The sequence below is a fragment of the Chitinophaga sp. 01L420 genome (genome assembly GCF_056399985.1).
In genome coordinates this window covers 77,678-94,637 of sequence record NZ_JBFTSK010000025.1, presented here as the reverse complement: position 1 = coordinate 94,637, position 16,960 = coordinate 77,678, and the positions used below count along the sequence as shown (strand labels likewise).

4 protein-coding genes are annotated in these 16,960 nt (G+C 50.0%); 2 read left to right on the top strand and 2 right to left on the bottom strand.

The window, feature by feature from the left end:
* Positions 1 to 6 precede the first annotated feature (6 nt).
* Positions 7 to 9,753, top strand: coding sequence for a hypothetical protein (locus AC1DP6_RS21995; RefSeq protein WP_477056743.1), 9,747 nt, complete (start codon positions 7 to 9; stop codon positions 9,751 to 9,753).
* On the opposite strand, the gene AC1DP6_RS21990 is transcribed toward AC1DP6_RS21995, so the two are convergent.
* The gene (locus AC1DP6_RS21990; protein WP_477056742.1) at positions 9,703 to 13,581 is read right to left on the bottom strand and encodes a glycosyltransferase; all 3,879 of its coding nucleotides are present in this window, start codon (positions 13,579 to 13,581) and stop codon (positions 9,703 to 9,705) included. The two genes, AC1DP6_RS21995 and AC1DP6_RS21990, sit on opposite strands and share 51 nt — an antisense overlap.
* A gap of 189 nt (positions 13,582 to 13,770) precedes the next feature.
* Between AC1DP6_RS21990 and AC1DP6_RS21985 the strand changes: the two genes are divergently transcribed.
* Complete coding sequence (locus AC1DP6_RS21985; protein WP_477056741.1) at positions 13,771 to 14,700, top strand: alpha/beta fold hydrolase; 930 nt, start codon at positions 13,771 to 13,773, stop codon at positions 14,698 to 14,700.
* Positions 14,701 to 14,831: 131 nt separating this feature from the next.
* Here AC1DP6_RS21985 and AC1DP6_RS21980 read toward each other — a convergent pair whose 3' ends face one another.
* The gene (locus AC1DP6_RS21980) at positions 14,832 to 16,850 is read right to left on the bottom strand and encodes a glycoside hydrolase family 19 protein (protein ID WP_477056740.1); all 2,019 of its coding nucleotides are present in this window, start codon (positions 16,848 to 16,850) and stop codon (positions 14,832 to 14,834) included.
* Between the last annotated feature and the right edge of the window lie 110 nt (positions 16,851 to 16,960).

The window sequence follows — 16,960 nt, the reverse complement described above, 5'->3', positions numbered from 1 at the left end:
AACACCATGAAGACAAACATAGCTATAGCACCGGTGGCTAATCCGCGGATTCAGCAATTGCAGCAGAAAATCACCTCTCTGCAGGCGTTTAGCGAGGCATCCATTGAGTCCCCCGATATTATCAAACTGCTGAAGCAGCTGATAAAGACAGATAATATCCCGCTCACCAGCACTGCATTCAGTAACCCGAACGATAACGCGCTGCAGGTAACTGCTACGGCTACCCTGTTTAGTCTGCAGATAAAAATCAACACCGTTTTTACGGTAGATGAAAACAGCAAACTGTCCATGACAATGAACAGCTATGCGGATCTGTCCATGACGTTGAGCGCTATATACGAAGCTGGACTGGTACCTGCGAGCAAGACCCCGGGCCTCGTGCCGGCAGTTCCCATCGATGGACTATCTTTTGTATTCGATTCCGCCGCCGGTGCTTTCACGCTTACAGGCACCGGAGAAAAATGGTCCTTCCTGGGTTATACAGATCTTTACGTAGATGCACCTACACTTCGTGTAGTCAATACCGTAGGCAAGGAAGGCAGTGCATACCAGTGTATCGCCGGCGGTTCACTGGTCAACTCCAAGGGTACCGTAAACGTAGCCATAGAAATAGGCCTGCCGATAGGCGTCGGCGGCTGGTACCTCTCCCTGCCCAAACCTACTCCACTGAGCAACGGCGTGGCGATATTGGATGAACTGACCGGCATCTCCATATCAGGCATTTTGCCGGAACAGTTTATATCTGTGCTGGAAAAAATTGAGCTGGATGCATTTTATATCGGATTTGATCCGCAAACCAAATCCCTCAGCGTGGTGCAGGTAATGGTTAGTTCAAAAGCTCCCTGGGAGATTGTAAAAGATAAACTCAGGATGGAAGAAGGCATCACCTTAACGTTGACGGGCCAACGATATAAAGCAACAGATCCACTCGCCTTTTCCGGCAGCATCAAAGGCACCGCCGCCGTTAATTATGCCAACCCCGATGAGAAAGTACAGGCATCCGCCACCATTCCCATCCCACTCACAGATGATTGGGATATTACACTGGCGAACGATAAAGAACCACTGGGCATCGGAAAACTGATTGCCATTGTCCCCGGTGTAAAAGGATTCTTACCTAAAGGGCTATACGAAAAACTCAATGAAATTGTATTGGAGTACCTGACCATACGCTTCAGGTTTCAAAACGGTTTCTCTTTTACCAAAGTAGCATTTGCCATCCATTCCGCTAACGAATGGACACTGCCTATGCTGCAGCAGGCCATTTACCTCGACAAAAACTTCCGGCTTGCGCTGGACATACCATTGCCCTACACTGCTGCAGGCACCAGCGGCGAGCTCGCAGGCGTACTACAGCTGGACGATGGCAATGTATCCATTCCGGTGAGGCTGGCTAAAACACCGGAAGCAACCAATTGGGTGCTGAACGTTACCAGTGAAGAAATTCCGCTGCCTTCTATCAGCTCCCTTAGTGGTATCCTGGGCAACAATGCACTTGTTTCCGCATCTCCACCGGGCCTGATGCAAATTGGCAATTTTGTCATCAGCGATCTTGACCTTTCCTGGCAGTTCGGAGAAGTATCTAAACTACTCCGTTTTGCTTTTACCATAGCATCCACCCCAGACTCTCCCGCCTGGAACCTGGTACCAGGTTACTTTGAACTCACCAACCTGCTGGTGAGTCTCGCCATTAACAATACTTCTGTCAGCGAAAAAGATATTTCCGGTAATATAGAAGCTACTGTTACCTGGATACTCAATAAAGCAACAAACAAGAAACTGGTGCTGGGCATGTCCGCCACCAAGCCTTCTTCCAATGATCCCTGGAAATTTGCAGGTACACTGGAAGAAGAACTGGATCTGAAAGAACTCCTGCTGGCACTGCATATGCCGCAGTCTGTAGTAGACATTCTTCCTGGCCTGAAGATCACGCAGTTCGATCTTTCCATTGAACCGTCTTCCGGTTCCTTCTCCGTTGCGATGGCCATTGCGCCTACCAGTACATGGACCATCCTCACCATTGGCGGCATGAACCTGCAAATGGATAATATAGGTTTTTCTGTAGAGAAGTATGATGAATACCTGGATATGGCGGCGAACGGGTCGTTTAACTTCGGCACCGATAGTCGCAAAGTAATAATCGCACTGGCTGCTGCCTATAGCCAAAAAAACTGGAGCTTCTCCGGCAGCCTTGATAATACGGGAGCTGACGGCATTACCGTCAATGAAATACTGGCCAAATATATTCCGGGTATTGACGACAAAAGTATTCCGCAGGTAAAAATCAGCCAGATTGATGTGGCTATGGTGAAAGGCACTACAGAAACTGATACCCCCTACAATACACTCGATTTCACACTGGGCGGCAGTCTTACGCTATTCGACAAACTGACCTTTAATGCCAATGTAGATGTCAAATATGACTCCAGGATACTGGCCAGTCCGTATAACGGCACCAAAGTACAGGGTACGGTACTTTTCGGAGGCCTTACCTTTGATGCAGTAGCCACTTATAACAGCGGCGCTTTCAGTCAATTCAGCTTCCTCCTGACCTTCAAAAACATTATCGCCAAAGCGGATGTCACCAACAACGAAAAGGAACTCCGATTTGAATTCGGTCTGCAATCCACTAATCCTAATCAATCGCTATCCCTGGGCGATGTGATCTCCAGCCTCGTGGAAGCCGCTACCGGCGAGGTAGCTGTGATTCCGTCACCATGGAATTTCATCAACAATATTCCTGTTAATAATATCAATTTTGTTTTCCAGCAGGATAAAGTCACCAATCAAAAAACAATAGGACTGGTATGGCCGGCCAACATCAACCTGGTGTTTATAAACATCCAGGAACTGAGCCTGCTCTATTCTCCTGACCCAGGCACCAATAACGGCCCGGTAATGTTTAAGGTCACCAAAGGTACTTTCCTGGGTATGCCTATTGATCAGTTGCAGCCGGCGCAACGACCCGACTGGGACCTGCGCGATCCCGCACAGGCACCGGCCGTTCCGGGATTCGGCAACAGCACCTTCAAGTTGCAGTTCCTGGGAATCGGCAACCAGGTCGGCATTATTCAGCCCAAACCCGCTACCTCTGTATCACAAGCCATTACCAACCTCGCCGATGCATTCAAGGAAGACGGCAGCAGCGGAAARCTCCCGCCATCCCTGTATTTCGACAAAAACAACGGCATACTGTTTGGCGCGAAGTTCCTGATCGTGGAATACATACAATTCAACATCGTATTTTATGACCCGGTAATGTATGGTATATCCATTGGCGTTACAGATGGTAAATTCAAGAACCTTTACTTCGAAGTTCTCTACAAAAAAATAAACGATAACGTTGGTGTATATCAGATAGACCTGGTACTTCCCGACTTCGTACGGCAGCAGCAGTTTGGTGCAGTATCCGTTACATTGCCTGCGATCACACTTTCTATCTATACCAACGGTGATTTCATTATAGATATGGGCTTTCCGAAGAACGGCGACTTCTCCCGCTCATTCGGACTGGAACTGTCTATATTCACCGGCTCGGGAGGATTCTATTTTGGTAAGCTCAGCAACGATACCGCTACCATGCTTCCCAAAGCTGACGGGCAGTTCAATCCGGTTATCATCTTCGGTATAGGCATCCGCGCCGGCATCGGCAAAAGTATTGACAAAGGCATTCTGAAAGCGGAGTTGAGCCTTACTATCCAGGTAATACTGGAAGGTGTTCTGGCCTGGTACAAAGCCAATCCTAATGCAGTTGTAAAAGCATCTCAGGAAGAGCTGTACTACAGGATACAGGCACAGGCAGCCCTGGTAGGAAGGATTTACGGAGAGATAGATTTCGCCATCATCAGCGCCACCCTGGAAGTCATGGTGCGCATTGCCGCCCAACTGGTGCTGGAAGCATACCGGCAATCGCTGGTTACCTTCACTGCAGAAGTATATGCCGCAGTTAAAGTGCGCATTAACCTCGGCCTGTTCAGCATCAGTATCAGTTGTTCTTTCCGCACTACCATTTCAGACAGCTTTACCATCGGCTCCAATGGCACGGCACCGTGGGATTCCGGAAAGATGCTAGATCGCAGCGCTTACTTCACACCRCTGGATATGATAAGAGATCTAGACATTCCAAAAATGGACTGGGTAGCCCCCATGACCTACCCGAAAGAAAAACTCAACCTCCTGTTCATACCGCAGCTATCTGTAAAATACAGCAACAGTGAGGCATCGGGCAAAGTACCAGTGGGCATATCGCTGCTGTATATTGCCAATCAGCCTAAATCCGCCAACAATACAGATTTCACCGTATTAAGCCGTGCTTTTCTTGCGTGGGTATTCAATGCCTATTTCAGCGCCAAACCCGAACAGGAGCTGAATATCCTGGACCAGCCGGTTGCCGTGGAGGATGTCAATGCCATCTTCGCTTACTTCTCACAGGAGCAATTTTCCAACGGAAGCGCAGATGCCATCAACCTGGAAGATATGTACGAGCATTTCTTCCCGCAGGCATTTAAAGAAGTAGCTATCACCACCCAGCAAGCGAACCAGTCTGCCACTTTCAGTGAAACGAGCCTGGAGGTAGGATACTTCCCAATGATTCCTTTCCTTGAAATGACTGTGAGCGGACAGCCCAAGGTGAAGTTCAGTGAAATGGGCGCCTGCGATCCGGCATACCTGCAATATATCAAACAGTACTTCACCGATATGCAGGTGCAGGCTAAAGCGCGTAATGCGCAAGCGCTTGTGAGAGAAGATGATATTGTTACCATGGCAGAATTCCTGTTTAGTGACTATTTCACCATGATGGCAAAATCAGCACTGCAGGATGTCATTAACGGATACAAACAAACCACGCTGCAGGTGGGCACTGATGATACTTTTGCCATCATCGCAAAACGTTATCAGCATTATGGTGTTACCGCAGAAGAATTAGCGTTCTCCAACCGTCATCAGCCACTGTATGCCGGCGCGAAAGTACGTATCCCCGGCTTCAGACATCGCCTCCGCGACAATGAACAACTGGCAGATTTACTGAAAGTGCTGCCGGGTGCAGACAATGTAAGTGTGACCACGCAGGGTATGGTAGATGTGCCATCGTTCGTTTACAGTATACCGGATACGGATACGCATACACTCTGGACAGTAGCAGGCAGGTATAATATACCATTCCATACCTTCCTCAGCCACAACATTGATCAGCCGGGCCTCTTCCGCATGGGAACCGGATTGCTGCATGCTTTTGTGGCGACTAAAACAGTAAAGGAAATACTGGATGAATTACAGGCCGGACCACAGTTTAACCTCTCCAACCTGGGAGACACCGTATCGCGGTTCTTCCTGCATGGCCTGCGCATTCCCAAAGCTATTAATGATAAGTCACGTATAGGGCTATACGAAGCTTCCTGGCAGCAGTTTAACCTGACCGCCACCGTGCTGGGTCAGACCGTAAAACTGGAGGCGGATAAGTCGCGGCTCTGGCTGAACCTCGGCATTACCGGCTCACTGTTATTTGAATTCAACCAGGCCATGTCCGATGCTGCAGCAGCACTACTGAAATCGCAATGGGTACCCGGCATTACGCTGGATGCACAACCCGATGTACGCCGTTACCGCCTGCACCCCAAAACATTTGCACTGGCTAACAGCTTCACCTGGCAAAATCCGAACGCACAGCAACGCACCAATACTTCCGGCGACAGCTACATATGGATGTTCCCCGCACAGCTACAACAATATCTCAGCGTGCATCCCGGCATTCCTTACCAGATGCTTATACAGTCTGCCAGCACCGCTTTCAGCCTGGAAGATGAAACGTCATTGAAGCCACTGTATTGGAGTACATCCGTTACCGTTAGTATCCGCCAGGTACCTGCAGCAGCCATGCCTGGCAGTTACCTGGATAATGTATATGTAGTGGAAGGATGCGGAGAAGCCGATGGTCAGCTACTGCAACAACTGCTGTTAGCCACTACCCCTCCCATCGCCAACCTGGATATACTGTTTACCGACAACACTGCAAAAAACAACGATGGTGAACCGGTAAACGGCCTTGTGTCGAATGCACTCAGTAAGTATAAAACCTTCCTGTTGCAAACCAACTTCTCCACCGTTTCCAACCCCGGTCTGCTTGCCACAATGCAATCAGAAGCAGCCGCAGGTAACCTGTTGGGCATGGATGCCCCCACCTTCCTGCGTTTCTTGTGGGAATGCTCCATCGTACGCTCGGGCGGTTATTATCTGCACTATAGCAATGCTACCGGTGGCGGATTGCCAGGGTATATTTTTGATGAAGAAGGTAAAGGCAACATCACCATACTTGTATCTTACAATATCCCGGTAGACAGCGCCAGCAACGGGTTTATTCTGCCGAAATATGTGAACAGCGTAGTAATAGATACCAAAACAGATCCTGCACAGGATTCCGTTTATGCAGGCATCGCACTCACCAAAGCACAAACGGATACTTTTGATCCGGTACTGCAAACTATACAGGCTACCATTCTGCCGGGAACAGGTATGTTCAAAGGGCAGCGGGCCAACCCGGCCACACTGCGCGCCAACAGCCTGGCTGATAGCGCTGACCAACAGCTCAGTGAATTATTCCAACTGATGGAATACCGTATTGACGCTACTTCCGGCGTATTCCGCCAAACAGATTATGCATTACCAGCCGGTCCGCTGGATCAGAAAGATGATGTAAAGAACGCTGTAGGCGCCGTATCCACACAGCCAGATAACGATACCACCTGGAATTACGGCGGCGTATTACCCATCTACCCCTTTGCGGAACCAGTATCCGCAAACGGCAGGCAGACGGACCCCTACGGGGCCAACGGCAAAACGGCTACCATCCGTTTCAACTTCCTGGATGTATTYGGCAACACGCTCATTAAAGACGATACCGGGAAGATACAGCAACAGATCACACCTGGTTATACAGACCCCGTGATCGGAATAGATCAGTGGATTAACATTGCCAGGAATTACAGTATCGCCATTGATACCACCACAAAGAAACCAACACTGAATATACACCTGGTGCTGGGTGCGGACCGGTATAAAGATGCGAAGCAGCCCTTTGCCCTCGCACAACAGGACCTGAAGCGGTATCGCCAGATAGCTTATCAGCTTGCACAACCCGGCATAGCGGTAAATGTAACCACCAGCCTGGGCACACTGGAAGCCCCGGCTACAGCACCATTGGCCGCGTTGCAGGAATATGTTACCCGTATCATTGGTTTCCTGGAAATGATTGACGGGATACCCATCAGCGACCTGCAGCCGGTAAAAACCGTTTTAACCTACGGTATCGACCCTACGAAACTGAATGCGGCATTTATTTTCCACCTGACGGTGGCCATCAGCATAGAACGTACCTTATACATCGATCCTCAGTTTACGCAGGAGCCGGGTATCCGCAGGGCTGATACCACTATTGCGCCGGACCTCTACGATGGAAAAGAAAGTGATACCACCGCCCTGAGTATCTTTGCCAAAGCACTGGAACAGGCATTGCCGGTGATGAAAGTAGCGGTTGGACAGTCGGGCAGTATTGCTCCCGGCGCTGAGGACGATGCAGCAGAAGACGCCACAGAAAGTTCCTCCGGCAAGGAAATATGGCTGTTAAGGTTTGCCAACGGCACCATGCCTGGCATCAGTTACCAGGTAAACCCGACACCGGTTTATTTTGCTATCGCGCCACTTTCCACCTCGCTGATTTCCAGGCCCAGCACAGACATTAACAGACCGGTACCCATTCGCACTTACAACCCCGGAACCTTCCTTGGCAACGCAACGGCAGAAAATAAATCCTATGCCGGTATTGACATTGAAGTGCTGGCCAGAACATTTGTGGATGCAGCAGATAATTTCCTTTCCCCTGCCGCCTCGGCTACCGCATGGATAGTAGAACAATCAGGTGCAGCAACGTTCCTGAAAACACCTTTCCGGGTAATTGAACAATCCAAACGGGCCATTGCCGCGGCCGTGGCAGACAATCAGCTCACCAATATCCTGAAAAACGGCAGCACACAACAACTCCCGGTGGCCAGGGAAGCGACAAAACAACAGTTGCTTACACTACTAGGCAACATGTACCGCACCGATGCTATTGTGCAGACGGAAGTTACCGTTCAGCAAGGGTTCACATCTCCCCCACCTAATCTCTACGGCAACCTGGTATTTGCCTCCAAAGATATTCCGCAGAATGCTTACAGCTTCTCACCAGTGAAGATCCCGTTACCGGCCGGTAAAAGTGTTGATGGACAGAGTAACATCACTACCCTGTTCTCCGTACGTCCGGAAGGCAGCACCGGTGCCAACCAGAGCATAGATCTTATCGATGCATTCCAGGCAGGGCTGAACTTCCAACTGACCGCACTCGAACACAATTTCGGTACACCTATCAACGGCTATACGCCCTCATCCTGGCTAACACTTGCTATTCCGCTGCTGCAAACCGGCGCAGATAATAAAGCACTTATCCAGGCAGATATTCCCATTCCGCTGAAAGCTTATCCCACCGCACCTTCACTGGTGGTGCAAACAGGTACCGCCACCCCGCCACCTGAGGCGGAAAATAATGCGCACGAAGCGCTGGAAGCTGCGTTACAATGGGACTACACGTTTAGCTACAATTACGTCATCGCCCGCCAGGACCTGATTTACCTGGAAATCAGATTGAATGTAGTGGACAACAACAACGATGGCATGGATCTCAGCGCCACGCCACCCGACCTGTTCGAAGCCCTCCTGCAGTTCAGCGTAGCCTACGAACCCATTATGTCGGACATTGCCGCCAACAACGAGAACAGTCTGATCGCGCTGCAATCGTACGCATGGATGGTACGACAGGTAGCTGATGCATGGCCTGCCTGGTTCAAAAAAAATCAGGACGACAGCAACCTGCTGAAACCAAAAACGCTGAAATATATTATCACAGAATATGAAGACAAAAATACCGGCAACCTCCTGATCAGTGTACGACCCGCAGAACCGGCACTGGTGGAGAAGATAATCCCGGTGATTACCATCGATGGCTATACAACGAAGCCATATGCATACGACGGAGAAACACAGATTTACGCCTTCGTGCAGGTAACCAACGATGCAGAAACGCCGTTGTCTTACGCCGGCAGGAAACAATACAGCGAACGTGGTGTAACCATTCAGCGCAATAATGTGCTGATAGATGAAAATGCATGGGCAGGTGTGGCTATCCACCGCAATGAAGTACTCGCAGGCCAGCCCACCAACGATGCATTCCGCTACATTACACCATACATCCGGTTTGCGGGCGCCTGCTATCCGAACCTTAACAGTCAGACGGCTATCAATATTGCGGAGTTCACCCCAGATGCTTCCTCCCTGCAGAAGGTGAAACTGCAAACTTTGCTGGACAACTTCTTCGAGGTGTTGTTTAAAGCGGCGCCGGACAGAGAGATCATGTTGCAGCTCCAGGCTGGCTACACCTTTACCTTGCAGACCAGCCCTGATGCCCCTGCGATGCTGGGACCTACCTTACCTATTGTGTTGGCGACACCGGCCAACGTGAATGGCAAGAACATCGTCACATTCACGGCGCCGTTTGCCAATGCTATTACAGGATGGTTCAGAGATAACCAGGTGGCAGGAAAAGATACCACCGGCAAAGTAAGCCTGGTGCTGTCCTTATTTGCCGCCACCAACGGCAACATGCACCATCCGCTGTTAACACTGGACGGCTTGTACCTCCCTACCAGCGTAGTGGATTTCAGTTGAGTGGTTAAAAATATGTATCCACTGCCGGGCAATGGAAGACCATGACTGTTGTAAGGCCCATGCTTCGGCACGGTCCAGCAGCATGGTTTTCCGGCGGGTATCCTGCTGAATAGCGGTTATTACGGCTATTACATGTTCATCAAATCCGGCATCATCGGGGCTTACTTCCAGGAAAATACCTCTGTCTGCAACCGTAGACAACAGCCCTGCCAGTGGTGTGCATATACACAAAGTACGTGCGGCCTGGGCTTCCAGCGCGGTGATGCAGAATGTTTCTGTAAAGCTGGTAGGATACAACCAGATGTCACTCTCCAGGAATGCTGCTGCCAATGTTTGTTGATCCACACGGCCATGATAAAATACCCCCGTTTGTTGCATCCCCGATCTGATTTCATCACGCAACGCCAGTTGAGCCGCATTACCTATGTGTTCCAGGCTTTTCTCCCAGTTATCAAAACCATAATAAATATGCAGGGTAGCATCCGGCAACACTTGTCGTATAGCCGGGAACAAGCGCAATAGCTTATCCAGTGAACGGTCAGGACTGGAAGAATAAATAAATCTGTCCGGCGTTTTTTCCCGCGTTTGGCGGAAGCGGGACACATCGATGCCATTACCGATGATAAATATTTTCTCTGGAGAGATCTGGTAGTAGTTAGCCACCAACTCGCGGTGCCAGGGGCTTAGGCAGCATATGCCATCGAGAGAGCGAAGCTGATGCAGGAATGCTGCAACGTCATTTCCTCCGGACATCGCAATCACGTCATGAAGCCAGAAGTATTTTTTACGGGCACGCACACGATATTGAAGTGTGGACAGGTAGCGGGAGACGATCAATATCTCCATAAAATTACGATCAGCAAAATGTTGGAATGCCTCCAGCGGAATATATTCTACGCCATCTATGATGCCGGATTTCCCTTCACAGGCACAGCAAACCACCACTCTGTATCCTTCCGATACAAATGCGGCGGCCAGCGCAGCTACTGCTGTTTCGGAGCCACCAATGCCGCATTCCAGGATCGTATGGGCATTCCAGTTTTCATACGCCAGGCCGGCGTGTATGCATAACAGTGGTGCGCGATATTTGTGCCGATACAACTGATGTGTGGCATCTTTTTCTGCCGGGTGTTCCGTTACATAGGGGATAGTGCTGGTTCCACCGAAATGAAACACGAAGCTGTTTTCATTGACAACAGACGTGTAGCCCAGCGCCGAGGCTCGCCGGCACAGGTCTACATCTTCACAACCATTGTTAAACCCATCATCCAGCAGGCCCACCTGTTCCAACAGCGATCTGCTGGTAAGGGTGCAGAAAAACGGCACCCAGTCCCGGTAATACCGCCGCGGCTGCACACCCGGCTGATAGTTCCAGATAGCCGAAGGATCAATACCAGCCTCCGGTTGCGCGCGATGCACAATCTGTTCATTATGCAGCATATTCGTACCGGCGCCCAACCGCACTGATTTTATTTCCAGGCGATAGTCGTGCAGGAAGCCTTCATCGCAGTTGGACAAAGGATTACTGAAGCCAGCGCCCTGACGAATATCTTCCAACAACGGTGACAGCCAGCCGTCAGACACAATCACGTCGTCGTTCATCATGCAGATGTATGGCGCATTGCTATGGGCTATACCAAGATTAATAGCTGCTGCATAGTTGAGCGAGCCGGCCGGGATAACCCGCACTTCCAGCGGCAGCGACAGCGGATGCATGCCGCTATGCACCACAATGATATGGAAAGGTGTATGTGTACACGCCAGTATACTGTTGATGCAGTGATACAGGTGCGGCGTGTCGTAGATCGTTGGAATGATAATATCTACCGCGGACTGTTCGTAGGTTTCAGGAGATATTGTCCGCCACCATTTCAATGCAATATTGACGGGCCTGAATGACATGGCTGTGTGATGGCCATACTCCCGCAACTGCAGCCTTCGCAACGGATCCTGCAACTGGCTGATAGCAGCCTGCCATGCCGCCGTTGTATCTGCAATAAAACCGTTGATACCATGGCGGATGATGCGTGTATATGCATCCAGCGGAGCAGCAACCACGGGCAGTCCCATGGCCATGGCAGTAGTTACCTTGTTATTGGACTTGCAGGGCTGTGCGGCTACATCCAGCGGAGCAATCACGAAATCGCATTGCGCCAGGTGATGCTGCCAGGTATCGGTGGTCCAGTATTTATCGTAACCAGGACCGTTGTGTATCGTCACCAGGCGGCATCCCTGCTCTTCCAGCAAAGGACGCAGCGCCTCTGCATGGCGGGCATTCTCCGGCATGCCAAACCAGCCGGCGGTCAGCATACGGGAAGGAGATACCTGGTGTTGATGTGTCACTGTTTCTACCGCATCTTCGATCACCACTACTGCCTGGCTCCAGGGAGCCAACCGTTCTGCCAGTACATGGGAGCAACAGATAACCGTATCCGCCAGTTGTATCATGGGCAGATAGTACGGAAAATCGGCCGTATGCACCAGGAGATCTTCTGTAACGTCCAGGAATATACGTTTTCCCAACTGTTTCATCCGTAGCATCACCTCATACTCTTCTTCCGCAAAAGATTTGAAAAAAATGAGGTGACTGTATCGCAGTAATACCAGGGGATCATCGGTCATGATGTTATCCACTCCCAGGCGTTGTAACTCCGCGTGTATCTGCAATGCACGGATACGATAGGAAGGGAACTGCGGAGAAACGGATTCCCCGTACCAGGCAATACTATTTTGTTTTGTCAACTGCCGGGCCAGGTACTCACGGTTATAGAGAAGTCCACTGTCATGCCGTTTGACGGTCAGTGCTTTTTCATTGTATTCCCAGGCGGATTCATATTGTTGTAGTTGATCATAGCAAAGCACGAGGTAAACGCAGGGTCTCAACAGATACACTTCCCGGCTTACAGGACTCAGTACCGGCGGTAGTTCCCGCAGGCATTGCCGGAACCAGTAAATGGCTTCATCGTAATGTTTTTCCAAATAGGCCAGTTCCCCCATCACAAAAAAAGGCTCGGCCCAGCGTTCATCAAGGGCAATGGCTTTCCGCGCATATTCCCTTGCCGTATAGGCGTAAGCGTTATCAGCAGTACTGAGGAAAGCGTAGCATTGTGCGATGCGGAAAGTGGCCATCATGCGTTCTTCCTGCCAGCTATCCGGAAATGAGAGGAAGTGACTGAACGCAGTAATAGCTTCCTCGCAGCGGTGATGGTCGTGCAACTCGCGGCCAAGGTAATACCATATCCTGGGGTCAGACCGGTATTCATCCTGGAGAACCGCCTGTTGCAGTATAGCAAGGTTGCGGCCCTGGTCAGCAGCAGCGCCATCGGCTGTTCTGGCATGGCGGATAACGATCTGTTCATAAGAAGATATTCTGCCCATGGTACCGTCGATCACTTCATGCACAGGATATTTCCAGCGGAAGGTGCCGTCATTTCTGACAATACGCTCACGGAACAACGTGCAGGCAGATTGTCCGTATTCATCCTGGGCGTAGTCATAAGGCAGAAAATAAACATCCGCGGAGAGTCGTTCTTTCAGGGCCAGTAGCAGCTGCAGTTGGTCCGGTGCGATCAGGTCGTCCGCATCCAGCCAGAGGATATAGTCGCAGGTAGCCTGCGCAAAGGCATAGTTACGTGCGGCGGCAAAATCCTGCTGCCAGATATACGGTAACACACGGAGTGTGTATTTATAACAGGCGGCAACGGTATTATCAGTAGAACCGGTATCTACAATAATGATTTCATCAACGAGCGGGTATACGGCGGCCAGGCAGCGATCAATTACTTCTTCTTCATTGCGTACAATCATGCAGAGGGACAGCGTGGGCATGCGGATAGTATTTGATAGCGTGAAAATAGCGGATTTGGGTGGGAAGAAAACAATTAAAAAGCTAAATTCACAAGATGAATGAAGAAGTGCTGCATGCGTTTCATTTTTTATCCGGGCTGCAGCGGCTGTCAGACTTACCAAAGCCTGCCAGATACCGGAATTCAGACGATCTTTTAACTAATACCTGGTATGAAAAAACTTAGTATACTCCTGCTGTTCTGCGTGGCGCCGCTGTTTCTCTTATCTGTACAAGCCCAGTCACTGGCCAATCGGACATTTATGTTCAAAACCAGTGATAGCACTGATTTATATGTAAAAGTGTCCGGAAGGGGTCCTGTCTGTTTTTTCATTCATGGCGGTCCCGGGCAGGGTTGTCGTTCCTTCGAGCTGCTGAAAGGCAATGAGCTGGAAAAATGTTTTACCATGGTATACCTGGATCAACGGGGTTCAGGTAAATCGCAGAATGCCGCCAACTATCATCTTCCCCGCATGCTACAGGACATAGAAGAGTTACGGCAACAGCTGGGGGTGAAAGACATCTACCTGCTGGCCCATTCATTCGGCGGTATCATCGCCTTCAATTATGCTAAGCAATTCCCTGAAAGCGTAAAAGGGCTTATACTGGCAAACTCAACGCTTCACGCCAACGGCTATAATGCCATGTTGGAGCGGGTGCAGTACCAGTTGCAACTGCTGGGCAGGGATACCACACTTCCAGCCGGGATAACAAAGGATAGTCTTAGCCGGCTGGAACAAAATACTTTTTCGGCTTTACGTAAGCAGGGAATGGGATATAAGATGCTGACCGATGATACGGCTACCATCGACAAACAAATGAGCGTTGACAACTATGAACGCACGATCGATTTTGGTATGAGCATATTGAGCAAACAAGCCCAATACCCTGAATATTTCCAGGATTATACGCCTGCTACGCGGGAGCTGAAAGTGCCTGTACTCATCATTGCGGGAACTGACGATCACGCCATTGGCACAAAAACACATAAGGCCTTTGCATTCCCCAATGCTACTGTAAAAGTGATACACGGAGGGCACATGTTGTATTATGAGAACAGCCCGGCCTTTGTGGAAGCAGTCTGCGGTTTTGTGAAGCGATAAAGGATCTTTGAGATCTATCTGCCTGCTTTTCTTCCCTGACTATTTATTTACCCAAAAAGCTGGCAGCCCTGCACACGGCGTGAACCCAGGAGGGCTTGCTGAATGCAGGGCTGTAACAGGCTTTGTCGGGTTTAATTTTTTATAAAGATAACAGCACTGTTCCTGTTACTGCCATCACCATTGATCTGAAGTATCCAGGAGCCGGCCGGAAGACGGCTTACATCCAGCTGCACGGCATGGGAGCCATCATGAGAGGCTGCATAGTTCACCTGTTGCATCAGCTGTAATGTAGTGCTATGGAGAATTGACAGATAGTACTTCCCTCCTGCCGGTGTGGAGAATTTCACATTCAGCACATTACCTACAACAGGATTGGGGTAAACCGTTGCATTGTTGACTACTTGACTCGTTGCTGCTGTGCTGCCACAATCCCGTACGTATGCCCATGGCTGCCCTGCTCCACTGTTCTGGTCGGGTGGGTTGTTTTGAGTCCACCAGTTAGCCTTGTAGATTTTGCTTTTATAAGCGGCCTGGTTGCCGGTAGAATAGGCTTTAGAAGACATCCATTCGGCAACACCACCACAACCGGTATCCGTCCGTGGACCGTTGGTACAGGCGCCCAGCAGTTCCCATGTGTCGCTGCTGCCTGGTACGCTGGCACTGCCTGCCCACCATTTATTGCGGTAAATATTGTTGTTGTAAAGCACAATATTTCCTGCAGTGGTGTAGTTCTGGGAAGCTTGCCACTGTGGGAGATTGACGCAACCTTCAAACGTAATACTGTTCCATACGGCAAAACTTACAGTAGTGATCACTGTATCCAGYCCATTTCGTATACCCCTGGCCGTAGCAGTATATTTATTGTATGCTGGTGGCGTCCATTGTATAACAGAATCATTGAAAAGCTGGTTATTTACAGTGATCTGGATTTTACTGATCTCATGGCGGGGATCATTTTTGGTAACGGCCAGGGTAACCGGACCTAATGATGTAGTGGARAGGATGCCATTGGCGGGTTGCAGGAAACGGATGGATGTAAGACTGGCACATTCTCCGTTGTCGACGGTGAATCTGGCCATATTGGCGCATCCGCAGTTCACAGTATTATTACCGCCGTTAAGTTCCAGGCTTACCTGCTTGATGGTAGCATAGCGCTGGTAGTGTGCAATGCGGCTCAGCGCTTTGGTGTTTTCCTGTCCGCTGCCACATTCGATACCACCATTAATGATATTGATGGTAGCACCAAATCCTGGCTTGATGCCGGCAGTCTGTTGAGCTGGTGTGGGTGTCCATTTCCCCGGAATCATTACATCATGGCATGACGGTTTGGGATACTGAGGCGCCATCCAGAACCAGAGACCGGTTTCGAAGGCTATAATGCCATCCTGTATTACTTTTTCCGGGTTGGCCAGCAATACGTTTTTGTCGCCGAATATCAGCTCGCTGGCCTGCCCATAATTGTAGTTGTAACTGAGCTGAATAGGGCCCCTTCCATGATACGATTTTCCCGGTGCCGGAGGGTATATGGTATTGGTCTCATCCCGGTAACCGATGTTGCTGGTTCCTTCGTAACCTTGTTCTTCGCGGAAATACAACCCCCAGGCGTATTGACCACCCGGAGCTGTGGGCCAGCCTCCGGTTGTTTCCTGGGATATGTTGGCCAGGAAGGCTACCAGCTCCCTTTTCCGGGCATTGATATCGCCTTCTCCGGCAAATGTGCCGTAGTCCAGCACCTGTGTAATAATAGCAAGCCCGTTCCAGGTAGGATCATTGAAACCGGGATCGGTCCTGATCACTGTGGTAACACCCGTGGTTTTATCAGTACGGGTGATCCGGTAATAATCAGTGCCACAGCGTCTTTCCAGCAGTACTTTAATATTGGACATGCGCCGTACAGCTTCCACGAAGTTGTTATACGAATAGAAATCTTTGGCAGCACTCATGGGCAGCATCCCGGCGCCGGTGCGGTCGTCCGGATTGAAACGGTGGGGAAACAGTACATCCCATTCCGCACTGCTGATCAGTGAGGAAACCGATGTGTCGGCGGCAGTCAGTGCGCTCGTTGGATTTGCTGGCTTGTAGCTGGCCGAAGTACGCGACCAGCATAACAGGCATAGTAATACAGTGGTAATCAGAGGGTGGATTTTCATAACTAGCTAAGTTTGTAGAGTGGGAAAATGGTCCTTAAACTACAACCACTCATTGCTACAATACAGCAGCCACCCTCTGAAAGGTTTAACTGTTACTGGTATACTGAAAA